A 16,685-nucleotide genomic window follows, 5' to 3' on the forward strand; every position below is an offset into this window, starting at 1 on the left:
GGCAGGCGGGGGCCGGGCGGGGACCGGGCGGAGCCCGGGCGGGGACCGGGCGGGGACCGGGCGGGGACCGGGCGGGGCAGGCGGGGACCGGGCGGTCAGAGGGGGAGCTGCCAGGCCTCCCAGGCGTCGATCGGGCGGTAGCCGAGGATCTCGTTGATCGAGATCATGTGGTCGTTCACCGCGGCGTTCCAGGTGTCGATCGCCCGCAACTCGGGCTCACCCGCCACCGCGTACCGCAGATTTTCGATCTTGATGATCAGGCCCAGCCGGTGCCCGCGGTGCTCCGGGTCGACCAGGGTGATCTGTTGGAGGGCGTGCCAGGCCGAACTCTCCGCGCGGACCAGCTGGGTCCAGGCGACCAGCCGGCCGGTCGCGTCGTGCCGGGCCGCCACCCCGTACGCCGGACGGCCGCGCTCGGTGATCAAGGCCCGCTCGACCGCGGCCTGCCGTTCCGCGTCCAGCTTCTCCGCCTCCCAGGCCAGCTCCCCGGTCGGGGCGTCGGTGTTGAGCCGGGAGTTGAGGTAGGCGATGTCGGCCAGGTGCTCGGCCGGGGTCGGCCCCACCCAGCGCAGCAGCGAGTAACCGGACGCCCGCTGCCATGCCGCGGCGACGGTCCGGTCCAGCGCGGGCCAGTCCACGGCCGGCACCTCCAGCCGGCGACGCACCTCGGAGAGCGCGACCCGGGCACCCATGGCCCGGGCGAAGCCGGCGCCGGCGGGATCGCGGCTCGGCGCACCGGGCAGCCCGGACACGGCCTCACCGACCAGCCACTTCCGGCCGCGGTCGCACGCCGCCGCCACGACCCGCTGGTGCAGGGCGCGGCCCAGGCCGCGACGCCGGTGGTCGGGGTGTACGTCCAGCTCCACCTCCGCGTTCCCGGTGTTGTCCAGCAGCGGCAGTTCGAGCACGGCGAAGCCCGCCGGCACCCCACCGAGCCGGGCCAGGAAGCGCTGGAACTCGTGGCCGGGCAGCGGATGCCGCAGCGCGGTCAGAAACGACCGCCGGCTGGGCGCCGGGAAGTCCGGCGCGGCCGCGGCCAGGCTGGCCACCCGGATCCGGTACGCCTGTTCCACGTCGCCCTGGTCGGCCGGATCGAACGGCAGCACCTCGATGGTCATCCGCCGACCGTGCCGCATCCCGACCGGCCGCCGCGACCGAATTTCGACGCCTCGCGGCCAGGGGCGACGCCTCGCCGCCGGCAGGCGACGGCGGGCGACCGCGGGCGACGGCCGGCGACGGCGCCCCAAAGGACGTGCCCGGTGGCCGACAACACCGGCCACCGGGCACGCGAAGGATTTTGGTCGGGAGGGACGAACGCACAACGCCTCCGGCGCTGGGTCGGTAGAGCTTGAAAAGTCTCCGGCGGACGCCCTCCCGCACGGAGCATCTTGCGTCGTGCAGGATGTCCAGTCAAGTACCCGAAGGCTGTTTTCCTTCTACTCGCAGCGAATTCCCAGCTACCGACCGCAGTGGTCCGCTCCCCCGTCCGGCCGCCGTGGAACATCCATCCAGTGGATGCTCGCGGAAGCCCGGTCAGCCGAGCAGGCCGGCCTCCCGGGCGGCCCGCAGCGACGGCCGTACCCGGTGCGTCGGCCCGACCACGCCGGCCACGGCGTCCAACGTCTTGAGCCCTTCGCCGGTGTTGTAGACGACCGTCTCCCGCGCCGGATCGAGCCGACCCGACGCCACCAGCTTGGCCAGCACGGCCACCGTCACGCCGCCCGCCGTCTCGGCGAAGACCCCGGTGGTCCGGGCGAGCCGGCGGATGGCGTCGCGGATCTCGTCGTCGTCGGCGAAGTCCATCCAGCCACCGGTCCGCCGCACCGCCTCCAGCGCGTACGCCCCGGCGGCCGGGTCGCCGATGTTCAGCGACTTGGCGATGCCGGTGGGCCGGACCGGGGTGATCACGTCGGTGCCGGCGTGCAGCGCCGTGGCGATCGGGTTGCACCCGGCGGACTGGGCGCCGAACACCCGCCAGCCGCCGGCCGGCGCCTCGGCCAGGCCGATCTCCACCAGCTCGGTGAACGCCTTGTCCACCTTGGTCAGCAGCTCGCCGCTGGCCATCGGGATCACCACCTGCTCGGGGATGCGCCAGCCCAGCTGCTCGGCCACCTCGTACCCGAGGGTCTTGGAGCCCTCGGCGTAGTACGGCCGCACGTTGACGTTGACGAAGGCCGTGTCCTCGAACTCGTCGGTCTCCACCAGCTCGCCGCAGAGCCGGTTCACGTCGTCGTACGACCCGTCCACGGCCACCAGCTCGCCGCCGTACACGGCCGTGGTGACCACCTTGCCCGACTCCAGGTCGGCCGGGATGAACACCACCGACGGCACCCCGGCCCGGGCCGCGTGCGCGGCCACCGAGTTGGCGAGGTTGCCGGTCGAGGCGCAGGCGAAGCGGGTGAAACCGAGACCGCGGGCGGCCGTGAGCGCCACCGAGACCACCCGATCCTTGAACGAGTGGGTGGGGTTCGCGCTGTCGTCCTTGATCCACAGCGGCGCGTCGATGCCGAACTCGGCGCCGAGCCGGGGCGCGGCCACCAGGGGGGTCAGCCCGGGATCCAGGGTCACCCGGGCGGACGGGTCCTGACCGGTCGGCAGCAGCGGAGCGTACCGCCAGATGTTGGCCGGGCCGGCCTCGATCTCGGCCCGGGTCACCCGGGCCAGCGCCGCCGCGTCGTAACCCACCTCCAACGGGCCGAAGCACTCATAACAGGCATGCTGGGCGATCAGCGGATATTCGGCGCCGCAGCCGCGACAGATCAGGGCACGGGCGGGGCTGGTGCGGGCGGTTGCCGGAATTGTCGACGTCATCTCGTCGAGTCCTCTCATCTTTCCCCGCGTCACGCGGCGGGGACGGAATTGGCACCTGCCGCGCCGCGCTCGTCGTCGAGCAGCGCACGGTGGTTGCCGGGGCGTCATCGGGCCGTATCCCTCAGCCCCTCTGGATGAGGTATGCAGTTGTGCCGCCCACCCTACCCGCCACGCCCCCCCACCTCGACCGCGTTCCACATCCGAGGACCGCACCCCCGGCCGGGGCGGGCGGGGAGGGTTAGCTGGTGATGTCCTTGCGGGTGAACCGCCAGAAGGCCAGCGACACGAACACGGCGGCGTAGGCCAGCGCCGAGACGCAGCCGCGGACCACGTCGTCGGTCTGCACCGGGGTGGACAGCAGCCCGAGCCAGGCCGTGCTGAAGTGGGTCGGCAGGAAGTTCCGGAGCACGCCGAGCGCGGTGATCTGGTCCAGGATGCTGGACACGATCCACAGCAGGACGGCGCCGCCCACGGCGCCCAGCGCCGCGTCGGTGGAGACCGAGAGCAGGAAGGCCAGGCCGGCCACCACCAGCAGCACCACGGCCAGGTAGCCGAGGATCCCGACCAGCCGCAGCATGCCGTCTCCGGCCGGGATCTCGGCCGCCACCGTGCTGCGCAGCGGGTGCCAGCCGTACCGCAGGGTGCCGGCGGCCAGGGCCGTGCCGACCAGCAGCACCAGCGCCACCCCGCAGTACGCCAGGGCCACCACCAGCTTCACGGCCAGCAACCGGGCCCGGGGCACCGGCGCGGCCAGCAGATAGCGCAGGCTCCCCCAGCTCGCCTCGCTGGCCACCGTGTCGCCGCAGAACAGCGCCACCACGACCACCAGCAGGAACGACGCCGAGACAAAGAGCGAGAAGAGCGCGAAGTTGAGCCCACCCGAGGTGGCCAGGTCGACCAGGCTGCCGAACTGGGCGTCGCCGCCGCGGTCCCGGCCGCCCGAGTTGAACTGGAAGGCCACCAGCACGACCAGCGGCAGCAGGACCATGCAGCCGAGCGCGAGCTGGGTGCGCCGCCGCGCGGCCTGGCGACGTACCTCCGCCCAGAGCGGCAGGGTGGCGGCCGGCCGGTAGCCGGGCGCGGCGCCCGCCAGGCCCGCGGCCCGCTCGGCCACCCCCGGTCCGCCGGTCGCCGACCCATCCGGTGTACGCGTCATCAGCGGTCCCCGCTTCCCCGAGAGTTCTCGCCGACCAGCGCGAGGAACGCGTCCTCCAGGCGGCGGCGCGGCACCACCCGGTCCACTCCCACGCCGGCCCGGACCAGCTCGGCCACCACCTCGCTGCGGGCCGTGCCGTTGGTGTCCACCACCAGCGCGCCGTCGCCGTCCGGCAGCACCCGCACCCCGGCCATCCGATCCAGCACCGCCCGCGCGGCGGCCGGATCGGACACGTCGAACCGGACGCTGGGCGAGTCGCCGACGATGTCGGCCACCGGCCCGGACGCGACGACCCGGCCCTTGTTCACCACCACCGCGTGTGTGCAGGTCTGCTCCACCTCGGCCAGCAGGTGGCTGGAGACCAGCACCGCCCGGCCGCCGGTGGCGTACCGCTGGAGCACCCGGCGCATCTCGGCGATCTGCGGCGGGTCGAGCCCGTCCGTCGGCTCGTCCAGCACCAGCACCTCGGGCAGGCCCAGCATGGCCTGCGCGATGGCCAGCCGCTGCCGCATGCCGTGGCTGTAGGTCCGCACCCGGCGCCGGACCGAGTCGCCCAGGCCGGCGATCCGCAACGCCTCGTCGAGGTGCGCGTCCGCCAGCGGCCGTCCGGTGGCCCGCCAGTACGCCCGCAGGTTCTCCACGCCGCTCAGGTGTGGCAGGAAGCCCGGGCCCTCGACCAGCGCGCCGATCCGGGACAGCACGGGAGACCCGGGGACCAGCCGGTGCCCGAAGACGTAGAGCTCCCCGGCGGTCGGCCGGGTCAGCCCCATCAGCACCCGAAGCGTGGTCGTCTTGCCGGCGCCGTTCGGCCCCAGCAGCCCGACCACCTGGCCGGGGTGCACCTCGAAGTCCACCCGGGACACCGCCACGAACCCATCCGCGTACTCCTTGCGCAGGCCGCGCACGACCAGCGGCACCGAGGCGTACTCCGGGTGCACCGAGTCGGCCCGCCGGCGGGACCGCAGCCGCAGGAACAGCACCGTGCCGGCGAGCCCGAGCAGCAGGGCGGCCACCAGAGCGGCGAGGACCCAGCGCCAGACGACGGCCGGGGTGGCGATCGGCGTGCCGCTCAGCGTCGGCAGGGTGACCGCGTCGCCGCCCAGGGCCACCGCGTACACGGCCGGCTGGGCCGGGGTGGCGTACGCCTGATCCGAGGTGGCCACCGCGATCCGCAGGCGGTGTCCGGCCTCGATTCGGCGGACGATGGCCGGCAGCGTCACCGTGACCGGTCGGGCGGCGGCGAGGTCGGTGGGCAGCCCGGTGAGCCGGACCGGCGCCACCAGCCCCTCCGGCAGCGTGGCGACGCCCTTGGGGTCGACGTCGTACAGCTTGACGAACAGCACCGCCTCGCCGGTGGGCGACGCGGCCCGGATGGACACCGTCGGCTCGCCGGCCACGTCGACGGCCTCGGCCAGCGGGGCCGACTCGAACCGGGCGTGCTGGCCCGGCAGGTCCGTGCCGGAGAGCGCGCCGCCGAGGCCGCCGGCCGCCCCGGCCGCCGAGGACAGGCCGCCGAGCCCGGGCAGCGCCGAGATGGCGGCCGGGTTGCCGCCGGGCGGGTTGGCGATCCGTTGCGCCGGCCCGGCCAGGCCGACCGGCCGGCTCGCCGAACCGGTCAGCCCGGGATAGCGGTCGGTGGAGTAGCCGGTGGCCACCAGGCCCCGGTCGAGCGCGTCGAACCCGGCCAGCCGGGACCAGGTGAAGCCGGTGCCGGGCGTCGCGCCGGTGCCCTTGACGTAGTGGTCCAGCCACTGCGCGGTGAGGTAGTTGACCCGGTCCTGGTCGTTCTGCGGACCGGCGCCACCGTCGTGCCCGCCGGTGTACCAGGCGACCCGGACGGGCGTGCCGGCGGCCGCGATGCCCCGGGCGTTGGCGTCCGCCTCCGACAGCGGGAACAGCGTGTCGGCCTCACCCTGCACCAGCAGGGTGGGCGCCTTGATCCGGCCGAGCACCGGCGCCGGGCTGGAGCGGCGCAGCAGCGCCACGGCCGCCGGATCGGCCCGGCCGGTCGTGGCCAGCTTCAGGTACGCCTGGCAGACGTCCTGGGCGAACCGGCCGCAGGACGGGTCGGCGGTGGCCGCGGCACCGGGGGGCCCGCCCGCGGCACCGGCGCCGGCCGGCCCGCCCGCGGTCACCCCCGAGTCGCCGCCGAAGAACACCCCGGCCCAGCCCTTCTTGAAGACGCCGTCGGTGACCGGCCGGCCGGCGGACTCGGGCAGGAAGGACCGGGCCAGATCGTTCCAGGTGATCATCGGCACGATGGCGTCCACCCGCGGGTCCTGGGCCGCGAGCAGCAGCGCGAGGGCGCCGCCGTACGAGCCGCCCACCACCCCGACCCGGGGATCACCGGCGGCGTCGCGCCGGACCTCCGGGCGGGCGGCCAGCCAGTCGAGCAGCCGGGACGCGTCCCGCACCTCGTAGTCCGGGCTGTCCAGGTGGATCTGCCCGCCGCTGCGGCCGAAGCCCCGCGCGGTCCAGGTCAGTACGGCGTAGCCGCGGTTCGCCAGGTTCTCGGCGTCGGAGCGGACGGAGTCCTTCGTACCGCCGAAGCCGTGCGCCAGCAGCACCGCGGGAACGGGCCGGGCCGCCGAGGCGCCCCGCGGCAGATAGAAGCGGGTGTCCAGGTCGACCGGTTCGGTGCCGGACGGTCCGGAGCGGACGGTGAGCCGGGCATCGGCGCCGGTGACCGTCGAGCGGTCGGGCCAGGCGGCCCAGGTGACGAGCCCGGCGAGCAGGGCGGTCACCGCCGCCGCGGCGACCGCGCGCCGGGCGGTGATCCGGGGCAGCGCGCGACGCAGCCGGGCAGCGGTGGGCATGGAGCCAACCGTACGGGCGTCCACCTGAGTGATGGCTGAGATCCCCCGTTAGGTTGCCCGGGCACACCGTTCGGCAGCCGGTTGAACGCGAACGAGCAACGTTCGCGGCGGCCGGCGAGTCAACTTCGGATTCCGTGAATTCCGATGTTTTCCCACACATCTCCTAATCCACCGGTCCGAGTCCACCAATCGCAACCTACGGCTCGGTCGACGGTACGCAGAGTAGTCAAAGGGTGCGGTGACAGAAACCTGACTCTTCGAAGCCGAGGGTTGCGCTCGGACATCAGTTAGGTTTCCGGTCCGATGCATGGGACTAGTTCGGCCCGGCCGACCGGCCGGGCCGAACTGGGTCCCGAGGACCGCACCGCAACCGCCACCGGGTCACCAGCCGACGCCGCGGTTCGAGGCCACCCGAGCACGTCCGCCACCACTCCCCTGCCGGAGGAGACCGACGATGAGTGATCGCACCACCCCGGCCGCGCCACGGCCGTCCGCGCCGGGCATCACGCTGCCACTGGTGCTGGCCATCGCCCTGCTGCTCCCGGTGGCCGTGCTGTTCACGCAGGTCTGGCGGGACGTGGACGGCGACCGGACGACGGCGGCCCGGGAACGCGACGGCGTCGCGTACCTGCAGGCGCTGTGGCCGCTGACCAGCGCCCTCGCCGATGCCCAGTCGGCGGTGGTCACCGGCCGGCAGGTGGCGCGGGAATCACTGGACCGGGCCGTCGGGCAGGCCAACTCCGCGGACGACCGATGGGGCGAGGCGCTGCGCACGCGGGACCGCTGGGCGACCATCCGGACCAAGATCGACGCCCTGCCGCAACGGCCCGGCGGCTCGGTTCCGGAGACGGTGTCGGCCTACCAGGAGGTGACCGACCTGCTGCTGGCGCTGTACGGCAAGGTGCAGGACAGCTCCGGCATGGCCCGCGACCCGGAGGAGGATTCGGCGATGCTGCAGGACGTCTCGGCCCGGGACCTGCCGGCGGCGCTCATCTCCGCCGGCCGGCTCGCCGACGCGGTCCAGCTCGCTGCCGCGAGGCCGGCCGCCGAGCAGCTCAGCGCGGTTACGGAGCTGACCGCGGCCGGGCTCGCCACCTTCCAACCGGCCAACGACGCGGTGACCGACCTCCAGGCCGCCATCGACAGCACCGAGAACACGAACCTCGGCGGCAACCTGCTCAGCCGGCTGGACGCGTACCAGCGAGCCATGGGCGGCCTGGCCGGCGCCACCACGCTGCCCGGGCTGCCCGGTGCGGCCGCGACCGGGCAGACCCGCGGGGCCAGGGTGGCGCTGCCGGATGCCGCCAAGGTGGCAACGGCGCGGGAGACCGCACAGCGCGCTGCCGCCGACCTCGGCACGATCGTGCTGGCCGAACTCGACTCCCTGATCCGGGACCGCGCGGATCACACCGGCGGCCGTCGCTGGCTGGCGCTCGGCGCCGCGGCCCTGGCGGTACTGCTCGTGGCGGCCGTGGTGACCGCGGCCGTGCTCGCGGCGCGGCGACGGGCCGCCCGGGAGCGGATCGCCGCGGTGGCCGCCGCGGCCGGCCTGGTGGACCCGGCCCCGCGTGAGGAGGATCGGCCGGTGGCCGGCGGACCGCCGACCGGCCTCCCGGGCGCCGACCAGCGCCGGTGGGAACCGCTGGACTGGGTCGAGCCGGTCCCGGTGGGCCCGGGATCGAACGCTCACCCGGCGCCGGCCGCCGCGGTACGGGACAACCAGCCAGCACGGTGGGGACGCTGAAGATGCTGCTCGGTAGGCTGCGGATCCGCGGCAAACTCGCGCTGCTCGTCCTGGTCCCGCTGCTCAGCTTGGCGGCGCTGGCCGTGCCGGTGGTGGGCGACCGGATCGCCGCGGCCAACCGCGCCGGCGATCTGGAGAGCTCGGTCCGGATCGCCAACCGGGTCGGCACGCTGGTCCAGGACCTCCAGCAGGAACGCCTGCTCTCCATCGGCTATCTCCTGGGCCGGACCAGCCGGAGCCAGCTGGTGCAGAAGTCGGCCACCGTCTCCGACCGGGTGGCCGACCTGACCGCGGAGTTCGACGGCCGGCTGACGGTCCGGGTGCGAAGCGCGCTGGACAATGTGGGCCGGCTGACCGACCTGCGGTCGGCGGTGCTGACCCGGCAGGCCAGCACCGACCAGGTGATGGCCGGGTTCGCGCCGGTCGACAACGGGCTCATCGACGCGCTGCGGCTGCAGTACGACGTGGACACCCGCACGACGGCGGGCCGGCAGATCCTCGCGCTGGACGCGCTGCTGCGCACCGACGAGGGAGTCAGCGCCACCGCCACCCTGATCGTGCTGGTGGTGGCCGCCAAGGGCAATCCGGCGGCCACCGAGCGGGCCAGCGCCGCCTTCATCGCCTCGCTGGCCGCGCTGCAGGTCACCAACAACCGGTTCCTGTCGCTGGCCACTCCGGAGCAGTTCCAGCTGGCAAAGCTGGAGGAGGCGGCGGCGACGGCCCGGAGCACCAAGGACATCCTCACGGTGGGCGCCGCGGACCCGGGCGCCGCGGTCGGGAACATCCCGCTGGACACGCTGTTCCCGGCGGCCGCCTCGATGATCACGCTCGGCCAGTTCGTCGAGAAGAAGGTGGCCGTCGACGTCATCGCCGAGGTGAGCGGCCAGCAGCGGCGGGCGCTGACCGAGGCGTACCTGGTGGCCGGCGCGGCGCTGCTGGTGCTGGTGCTGGTGATCGTGCTGAGCCTGCTGCTGGCGCGTACGGTGTCCCGTCCGCTGACCCGGCTGACCCGCTCCGCGGACCGGGTGGCCCGGCTGGCCGAGACCGAGCTGACCCGGATCGCCGACGAGGAGGCCGAATCGACGGCGCCGCTGCGGCTGGACCGGGTCGACGTCCGGGCCCGGGACGAAATCGGCGACCTGGCCCGGGCCTTCGAGCGGGTCCAGGGCACCGCCGCCCGGCTGGTCGAACGCCAGGTGGTGAGCCGGCGCAACGTGGCGCAGATGTTCGGCCACGTCGGTCGGCGTACGCAGAACCTGGTCGGCCGGCAGATCTCGCTGCTCGACCGCCTCGAGCACCGGGAGACCGACCCCACCCGGCTGCAGCACCTCTACCGGCTGGACCACGTCACCAGCCGGCTGCGCCGCAGCGCCAGCAGCCTGGTGGTGCTTTCCGGGTCGACCGGCACCGACGGGCACACCGAACCGGCCTCGCTGGCCAACATCGTCCGGCTGGCGCTCGGTGAGATCGAGGACTACACCCGGGTGGACGTCCGGGTCGAGCCGGACATCCTGGTGGCACCCGCCGTGGTGGGCGACCTCGTGCTCGCCCTGGCCGAGCTGATGGAGAACGCCACCTCGTTCTCCCCGCCGCACACCCGGGTGAGCGTCAGCGGCGCCCGGACCGCCGAGGGCGCCCGGCTCAGCCTGGTGGATCACGGAATCGGGATGCCGGAGCAGCGGATGGCCGAGGAGAACGCCCGGCTGACCCGCCGGGAGCGGCTCGACCTCGCCCCGACCGAGGTGCTCGGACTGTTCGTGGTCGGCCGGCTGGCCCGCCGGCACGGCTGGCGGGTCGCGCTGTCGCCGACCCCCGGCGGCGGGGTCACCGTCGACCTGGAACTGGCCGAGGCGCTGCTCAGCCCCGGGCGGCCGGACGGGCCCGCCGGCACGGCGACCCGGGCCATCGGGATGTCGAGCTGGCCGCCCGGCGCCGGCGGCCCGGTGCCGGGCCCCCCGACCGGCGCCACGGTCGAACTGCCGCCCGCGCCGACCAATCCCGCGGCCGTCACCCGGGACCTGCGGTTCCGGCCCGACCGACCGGCGAGCCCCGCCGGACCGGCCGCACCGCCCGCCGAGCGGATGGCCGGCGCGATGCCCACCGCCGGCGCGGCTCGGCCCGCCCGGGACACCGACGCGGCCCGGACCGTCCGGGACGCCGACGCGGCCCGGACGGAACAACTCGTCGGCGCGCCCCGGGATGCCGGAGCGACCCGAACCGAACAGCTTGCCGGCGCGGTGGCCGGCCAGCCGGCGACCGTCGATGCGGGCTCCGGTCCGGATGGCCCGGCGACCGCCTTCAGCCCCGAACTGGTCGCTCGGGCCACCCGCCTGATGGCGGGCCAGTCCTGGAACGCCTTCGACCTGGTGACCGGCAACGCCGCGGGCGAATTGGACGCCCCGGCCGGGGCAGCCGGCGTCGGCGCCGAGAGCCCGCAGCCCGAGGACCCGCAGCCCGAGGGCGCCGTCCCGGACCCGCGCCGCAACGGCGGCAGCCCGGCCGCGGCCCGTGCGGTCCGGGGCACGGCCAGCATCCGGGCCGGCCGCCCGCCGCTGCGCCAGCGGGTACCCGGCACCCACCTGCCGACGAGGTCGAACGGCGCCCGCCCGGGCACCGCGCCGGCGGGTCCGGCGCCGCTCGGCGTGCCCGGTGCCCGGCTTGGCGCCGAGCCGGCGCCGACCGGCTCGTCGGGCGATCCGGCTGGCGATCCGGCGGCCGTGCGGGCGCTCGTCGAGCAGTTCGAGGACGGGGTACGCCGGGCCCAGGAGGAGTCCGTCGAGCTGTCTCCGCCAACGGATCCCGGCGTACGATCCGGCCCGGATGACGACGGGCCGACCCGGCTCACCCGCCGGGTGCCCGGCAGCACGCTGGGACCGACGGCGGTCCGACTCGACCGGCCGGCGCCGCCGGCCGCACCCGCGGATCCCGAGGAGGCCCGCAGCCTCATCACCGAGTTCGAGTCCGGGGTCGCCCGCGCGCTCGCCGAGATCAGATCCGAAGACCGCGACGAAGAGGGATCACCACGATGAACAGTCCCTTCACGCAGAACCATCTGGACCGCTCCGATCAGCACGGGCCGGCCGATCTCAGCCCGGAGGCGCGCACCTTCAACTGGCTGCTGGACTCGTTCACCACCAGCACGGCGGGGGTGCTGGAAGCGATCGCGGTGTCCTCGGACGGCCTGCTGATGGCCATGTCTGCGATCCGGGACCGGTCCAACGCCGAGCGGCTCGCCGCGGTGGTGTCCGGGCTGACCAGCCTGGCCGGCGGTGCGGCCAACTGGTACGCGCTGGGCAGCCTCAACCGCGTCGTGGTGGACATGACCGATGGCTACCTGCTGGTCAGCTCGATCAGCAGCGGCTCGGTGCTGGGTGTGGTCGCGGACCGGACGGCCAACCTCGGCACGGTGGCGTACGAGATGACGCTCTTCGCCGGTCGGGCCGGGGCCGCGCTCACCCCGCGGCTGATCGTCGAGCTGAAGAACTCTGTCCAGTCGTGACCTGGCCCCGTGACGACGATCCGGACCCGGACCACCGGGTCCGGATCCGGCCCTTCCTGTCGTCCCCGCTGCCGCTCGGCGGCGGGGACGACGGCCGCGCACAGCCGGGCATCCCGGCGGGTTCGCCGGCCGCGCCGCGACCGTTCGTGCTCACCGCCGGCCGGGTCACCGGCGCGGACCCGGCCATCGGGCTGGAGACCCAGGTGACCACCCGGCTGGGCGGGGGCAGGCCGCCGCTGGTCGAGCTCGCCCCCGAGTCGCAGGGCATCGTGCAGCTGTGCCAGGAGCCGCTGTCCGTCGTCGAGATCTCGGCCCGGCTGCGCCTGCAGTTCGGGGTGGCCCGCGTTCTGGTCGGCGACCTGCGGGCCGCCGGCTACCTCGACGTCCACGTCGAGGCCGACCCTTCCACCAATCCCGATCTCATCCTGAGAGTTATCCATGGACTCCGTGCGCTCTCCTAACTGGCGGGTGGTCGACCCCGGTCCGGCGCGGTACCGGCCGGCCCGGCACGCCGCCGTCAGCACGCCGCCCGTGCCGGTCAAGGTGCTGATCGCCGGTGGTTTCGGGGTGGGCAAGACCACGACCGTGGGCGCGATCTCGGAGATCGCGCCGCTGACCACCGAGGCGGAGATGACGACCGCCGGCATCGGGGTCGACGATCCGGGCACGAGCTCTGGCAAGACCACCACCACGGTGGCGATGGACTTCGGCTGCGTCACCATCGACCAGAGCCTCAAGCTCTACCTGTTCGGCACGCCCGGCCAGGCCCGCTTCGGCTTCATGTGGGACGATCTCGCCCGGGGCGCCCTGGGCGCGCTCGTGGTCGTCGACAGTGGGCGGCTCGACGACTGTTATCCCGCCGTCGACTACTTCGAGCGGGCCGAGCTGCCGTTCGTGGTCGGGGTCAACGCGTTCCACGGCCGGCTCGAGCACTCGCTGGACGAGATCCGGTGGGCCCTCGCCATCAGCGAGAACGTGCCCATCACCCGGTTCGACGCCCGGGACCGGCTGTCCGTCCGGGATGCGTTGCTGATGGTCTTGGAGCGGGCGCTGGCCCGGGCGCTGCGGGACGGGTCGGCCTGATCCCGGGGCGGGTCGGCCGGAATCCCGCAGCGCGGGAGGATCGGTCCGGCACCGCGGACTGCGGGAGAATCGGGTGGATCCCGCCGGCCGCGGGAGGGTCGACCGGGTCCGCGCGGGCGGATCGGCCCGGTTCCGGGCCGGAGGGTGAGCAGGAGAGGGGGTCGGATGCGGGGCGAACTCGACGACGCGCTGGACCGGATGGCTCGGATGGAGGAGTTGACCCGGCGCCGGTCCGCTGAGCACACCGAGCGGCCGGCCGGGGAGCCGGCGGGCATCGCGGAGGTCATCGAGGCGGTACGCCGCGTGGTGGCCCAGCATCCCCGGCTGCGCGTCGCGCTGTGGGCCGAGGAGGGCTCGGCGGGCGCGGGCGTACGGGTGGAGTGGCTGAACGGCGAGCTGATCGTGCTGCCCGACGAGGAGGATCCGCCGCCGACCACGACCGGCGCCCACCATGCGGTGACGCCGGCGCGGGCCACTGAGCCGGTCGTGGCGCCGGCGCGGGCCACCGAGCCCGTCGTAGCGCCGGCGCGGGCCACCGAGCCCGTCGTACCGGCCCGGGCCACCGAGCCGGTCGTGGCCTCGGCCCCGGCCACCGAGCCGGTCTCGCCGGCGCGGGCCGCGCCGCTGGTTCCGGCCGCGGCGAACGGCGCTCCGGGAGCGGCCGCGACCGCTGCGCCGCGACGCCGCGGGCCCGAAATCCCGGTGCCGGCCGCCTGGCCGGCGCCGCCGCCCGTCCCACAGGCGCCCGCCGACGCCGGCTGGGCGCCGGATCCGCTGCCCTCGCCCACCACCTGGGTGCCGGATGCGGAGAGCGACAACGAGGAGTCGGCGGCCCGGCTGGCCGAGCTGATCCGCCGCGACCCGTCGCTGCTGCGCGCCCCCGAGGACCCCTACCGGCGGCGCTGACCGCGGCTCAGCAGTCCAGCCGCAGCTCGGCGCGGACGGCGGAGCCGTCGGAGCGCAGCACGGCGCCGCAGCGGCTGAGAACGGCCAGCGCCGCGCCGTTGCCGGACGTGGTGTTGGCGACCACCCGGCTGGCGCCGGACCGGACCGCCTCGTCGAGCAGCGCTTGCAGCGCCGCCATCCCGATCCCCTGGCCGCGGGCCGACCGGCCCAGCCACATCCCGGTCTCGACGCTGCCCGGCGTGTCGGTGCGGCTCATCCGGATCATGCCGACAACCTCGTCGCCGGCGTGGATGGCGAACATGACGGTACGGGTCGGTCCGTCCAGGCCGCCGAAGCTGGCCCGGTGGAACTCCCGGAACGCCTCCCGGCGCGCCTGCGACCACCCGGCGGGCGCCTCCACCGGCGGCATCACCTCGTCCGGCTCGGCCTCGGCCGCGGCCACCGACAGCAGTGGCTCCAGGGTCTCCTCGTTCACCGGCGTGAGCCGGACGTCACCTGCCACGATCGGCGATCCTACGGCCTTTCCGACGGGTCTCCGCCCGGCTTTCCGCCCGGCTGTCCGGTGGGCGCGCGACCCGCCCACGGGTCGTAGTCGACCTCCAGCGGCTCCTGCTCCGGTCGCTCGGCCACCGGGACGTGCTGCAGGTTGATCCGGATCCGGTACCAGATCGAGCTGCTGCCGCGCATGCCGTCCACCAGCGTGTCCGCCGGCTTCAGGTACGGCGTCACCGTCGGGTGCCGGTCCCGCCACCGGTCCAGCCCGGCCAGCGCCTCGTCCCGGGTCTTGGCACGAGCTATCTCGATGAGCGGCATGGTGGGCTGCCGCCGACCGCCGCCGGACTCCGCCGACGCTCGCTGCCCGCGCGGCGGCTTCTCGGCCGGGCCGAGCCGGCGGGCCAGGTCGAGCAGCGGCTCCAGCGAGCCGGCGGACCCGTCCAGCCCGGACCACGGGTCCCCCCGCTCGGCGAACCGGCGTGCCACGGCGCTGAGCGTGCCGCTCTCCGGCCGGAAGGTGGCCACCTCGTCCCAGTCCAGCGGCGTGGATACGCGCGCGTCGGCGGTGGGCCGGACCGAGTACGCGGAGGCCACGGTGCGGTCCTTGGCGTTCTGGTTGAAGTCCACGAAGACGCCCTCGCGCTCCTCCTTCCACCACCGGCTGGTGGCCAGCTCGGGCGCACGCAGCTCCACCTCCCGGGCCACCGTCTCAGCCGCGAGCCGGACCTGCGGGTACGACCAGTCGGGGGCGATCCGCGCGTAGATGTGGAAGCCGCGCGAGCCGGAGGTCTTGGGCCAGCCGACCAGCCCGTGATCGGCCAGCACCTCCCGGACCACCAGGGCCACGTCGACGATCTGCTGCCACGAGACCCCGGGGACCGGGTCGAGGTCGATGCGCAGCTCGTCGGGGTGGTCGAGATCCTCCGCCCGGACCGGATGCGGGTTGAGGTCCACGCAACCCAGGTTGATCACCCAGGCGAGCTGGGCCGGGTCCCGGACCACCACCTCGGCGGCGGACCGTCCCGACGCGTAGTGCAGCTCGGCCACCTCGATCCAGTCGGGGCGGGTGGTCGGCGCCCGCTTCTGGAAGAACGCCTCCTGGTCGATGCCCTTGACGAACCGCTTGAGGATCATCGGGCGCCCGCCCACACCGCGCAGCGCCCCCTCGGCCACCGCGAGGTAGTAGCGGACCAGGTCCAGCTTGGTGTGCCCGGCGGCGGGGAAGATCACCTTGTCCGGATTGGTGATCGTCACCTCCCGGCCGGCGATCTCCAGGGTCCGTCCCGCGGTCACGCTCTCACCATAGGACCTGTCCGCCGCCCTGGCGGCCCGGCGGGCCGGTGCGCCGGCTGGCGCTCGATCCAGAGGGCCGGCGGGCCCTCGATCCGGTGAGTGGCTGGGCCCTCGATCCGGTAGCTGTTGGGCCGGCGGTGCGGACCGCCGGGTCTCACCATCGGCCCGTCGGGGCGCCGATCCGCCGTAGCTGTTGGGCCGGCGGTGCGGCCCGCCGGGTCCCACCATCGGCCCGTCGGGGCGCCGATCCGCGATTCCCGGCCCGCCCGGCCGGCCGGCCGGTAGCGTCGAAGCCGGTGGTCAGGGGCAGGACGGCCACCACCGGCGAGAACGGGGGTCGCGGGATGTTGAAGCAACTGCACGACATGGGGCTGCGCGCCGAGCACTGTTACATGGCGGGCCTGGCGAGCATCGGGATCTCGTTCGCCAGTTGGGCGGTGTCCAACCGGTTCGAACATTCGGGCATGGACCGGGCCGACCGGTGGGGCATCTTCGTCGGCGAGTGGGCGCCCACCTTCATCGCGCTGGGGAACGGGCTGCGCACGTACGAGCGGTGACGCCCGCTCACCGGCGGCGGCCGCGGGCCCGGGTCGAGCGCAACCGGCGGAGCCGGCCGATGAGGACCGGCTCCGCCGCCAGCGCGGCCGGATTGTCCAGCAACCCGTTGAGCAGCTGGTAATAGCGGGTGGCAGAGATGTCGAAGGTGTCCCGGATGGCCTGCTCCTTGGCGCCCGCGTGCCGCCACCAGCGCTGCTCGAAGTCGAGGATCGCCCGCTCCCGCTCGGTCAAGCCGGGCTCGGCCGGCGGATCGGACTCGTCCGGATCGGAAGCGCCGACACTCGATGACATGACGCTCCCCGGCAGCTGGCGAATGCGGTGGCC

General features: G+C 74.7%; 13 protein-coding genes, 1 pseudogene and 1 riboswitch. Of the genes and pseudogenes, 7 read left to right on the forward strand and 7 right to left on the reverse strand.

What is annotated here, in order from left to right:
* Window positions 1-95 precede the first annotated feature (95 nt).
* From ACFFHU_RS30550 to ACFFHU_RS30565, 4 genes are all read right to left on the reverse strand, one after another.
* Window positions 96-1,118 carry a GNAT family N-acetyltransferase gene (locus tag ACFFHU_RS30550; protein WP_377343970.1) on the reverse strand — a complete coding sequence of 341 codons (1,023 nt, stop codon included), beginning with the start codon at window positions 1,116-1,118 and terminating at the stop codon, window positions 96-98.
* 415 nt (window positions 1,119-1,533) lie between these two features.
* The gene (gene thrC, locus ACFFHU_RS30555; protein WP_377343972.1) at window positions 1,534-2,811 is read right to left on the reverse strand and encodes a threonine synthase; all 1,278 of its coding nucleotides are present in this window, start codon (window positions 2,809-2,811) and stop codon (window positions 1,534-1,536) included.
* Window positions 2,812-2,822: 11 nt separating this feature from the next.
* A riboswitch (SAM riboswitch) is annotated at window positions 2,823-2,952 on the reverse strand.
* Window positions 2,953-3,049: 97 nt separating this feature from the next.
* Window positions 3,050-3,967, reverse strand: a complete 918-nt coding sequence (locus ACFFHU_RS30560) for an ABC transporter permease (RefSeq protein ID WP_377343973.1) — start codon at window positions 3,965-3,967, stop codon at window positions 3,050-3,052.
* Window positions 3,967-6,783, reverse strand: coding sequence for an alpha/beta fold hydrolase (locus ACFFHU_RS30565; RefSeq protein WP_377343974.1), 2,817 nt, complete (start codon window positions 6,781-6,783; stop codon window positions 3,967-3,969). Before ACFFHU_RS30565 ends, ACFFHU_RS30560 begins: the two co-directional genes overlap by 1 nt.
* Window positions 6,784-7,237: 454 nt before the next feature.
* Between ACFFHU_RS30565 and ACFFHU_RS30570 the strand changes: the two genes are divergently transcribed.
* The 6 genes from ACFFHU_RS30570 to ACFFHU_RS30595 all read left to right on the forward strand — a co-directional run bounded on the left by ACFFHU_RS30570 (window position 7,238) and on the right by ACFFHU_RS30595 (window position 14,015).
* On the forward strand, window positions 7,238-8,527 hold the full coding sequence (locus tag ACFFHU_RS30570) for a hypothetical protein (RefSeq protein ID WP_377343975.1): 1,290 nt from the start codon (window positions 7,238-7,240) through the stop codon (window positions 8,525-8,527).
* Window positions 8,528-8,529: 2 nt separating this feature from the next.
* Window positions 8,530-11,556, forward strand: coding sequence for a sensor histidine kinase (locus ACFFHU_RS30575; RefSeq protein ID WP_377343976.1), 3,027 nt, complete (start codon window positions 8,530-8,532; stop codon window positions 11,554-11,556).
* The gene (locus ACFFHU_RS30580) at window positions 11,553-12,026 is read left to right on the forward strand and encodes a roadblock/LC7 domain-containing protein (protein WP_377343977.1); all 474 of its coding nucleotides are present in this window, start codon (window positions 11,553-11,555) and stop codon (window positions 12,024-12,026) included. The genes ACFFHU_RS30575 and ACFFHU_RS30580 overlap by 4 nt, the downstream gene beginning before the upstream one ends.
* The gene (locus tag ACFFHU_RS30585) at window positions 12,023-12,487 is read left to right on the forward strand and encodes a DUF742 domain-containing protein (RefSeq protein WP_377343978.1); all 465 of its coding nucleotides are present in this window, start codon (window positions 12,023-12,025) and stop codon (window positions 12,485-12,487) included. Before ACFFHU_RS30580 ends, ACFFHU_RS30585 begins: the two co-directional genes overlap by 4 nt.
* Entirely contained in the window at window positions 12,465-13,109 is a 645-nt protein-coding gene (locus ACFFHU_RS30590; protein ID WP_377343979.1) for a GTP-binding protein, read from the forward strand. Before ACFFHU_RS30585 ends, ACFFHU_RS30590 begins: the two co-directional genes overlap by 23 nt.
* A 165-nt stretch (window positions 13,110-13,274) precedes the next feature.
* Entirely contained in the window at window positions 13,275-14,015 is a 741-nt protein-coding gene (locus ACFFHU_RS30595; protein ID WP_377343980.1) for a hypothetical protein, read from the forward strand.
* Between the two features lie 7 nt (window positions 14,016-14,022).
* On the opposite strand, the gene ACFFHU_RS30600 is transcribed toward ACFFHU_RS30595, so the two are convergent.
* Window positions 14,023-14,517 carry a GNAT family N-acetyltransferase gene (locus ACFFHU_RS30600; protein WP_377343981.1) on the reverse strand — a complete coding sequence of 165 codons (495 nt, stop codon included), beginning with the start codon at window positions 14,515-14,517 and terminating at the stop codon, window positions 14,023-14,025.
* Window positions 14,518-14,528: 11 nt separating this feature from the next.
* Window positions 14,529-15,803, reverse strand: a complete 1,275-nt coding sequence (gene ligD / locus ACFFHU_RS30605) for a non-homologous end-joining DNA ligase (protein ID WP_377343983.1) — start codon at window positions 15,801-15,803, stop codon at window positions 14,529-14,531.
* 344 nt (window positions 15,804-16,147) lie between these two features.
* Between ligD and ACFFHU_RS30610 the strand changes: the two genes are divergently transcribed.
* Entirely contained in the window at window positions 16,148-16,360 is a 213-nt protein-coding gene (locus ACFFHU_RS30610) for a hypothetical protein (RefSeq protein ID WP_377344079.1), read from the forward strand.
* A gap of 7 nt (window positions 16,361-16,367) precedes the next feature.
* On the opposite strand, the pseudogene ACFFHU_RS30615 reads toward ACFFHU_RS30610, so the two are convergent.
* Window positions 16,368-16,598, reverse strand: a pseudogene (locus ACFFHU_RS30615) (DUF3263 domain-containing protein); the annotation flags it as partial.
* Window positions 16,599-16,685 lie beyond the last annotated feature (87 nt).

Origin of the sequence: Plantactinospora siamensis, from assembly GCF_042434095.1 — a bacterium.
Lineage (GTDB): Bacteria > Actinomycetota > Actinomycetes > Mycobacteriales > Micromonosporaceae > KBS50.

Coding starts and splice junctions, on each gene's coding strand:
- ACFFHU_RS30550 (WP_377343970.1), bottom strand. CDS start 1,118: ATGACCATCGAGGTGCTGCCGTTCGATCCGGCCGACCAGGGCGACGTG.
- thrC (WP_377343972.1), bottom strand. CDS start 2,811: ATGACGTCGACAATTCCGGCAACCGCCCGCACCAGCCCCGCCCGTGCC.
- ACFFHU_RS30560 (WP_377343973.1), bottom strand. CDS start 3,967: ATGACGCGTACACCGGATGGGTCGGCGACCGGCGGACCGGGGGTGGCC.
- ACFFHU_RS30565 (WP_377343974.1), bottom strand. CDS start 6,783: ATGCCCACCGCTGCCCGGCTGCGTCGCGCGCTGCCCCGGATCACCGCC.
- ACFFHU_RS30570 (WP_377343975.1), top strand. CDS start 7,238: ATGAGTGATCGCACCACCCCGGCCGCGCCACGGCCGTCCGCGCCGGGC.
- ACFFHU_RS30575 (WP_377343976.1), top strand. CDS start 8,530: ATGCTGCTCGGTAGGCTGCGGATCCGCGGCAAACTCGCGCTGCTCGTC.
- ACFFHU_RS30580 (WP_377343977.1), top strand. CDS start 11,553: ATGAACAGTCCCTTCACGCAGAACCATCTGGACCGCTCCGATCAGCAC.
- ACFFHU_RS30590 (WP_377343979.1), top strand. CDS start 12,465: ATGGACTCCGTGCGCTCTCCTAACTGGCGGGTGGTCGACCCCGGTCCG.
- ACFFHU_RS30595 (WP_377343980.1), top strand. CDS start 13,275: ATGCGGGGCGAACTCGACGACGCGCTGGACCGGATGGCTCGGATGGAG.
- ACFFHU_RS30610 (WP_377344079.1), top strand. CDS start 16,148: ATGTTGAAGCAACTGCACGACATGGGGCTGCGCGCCGAGCACTGTTAC.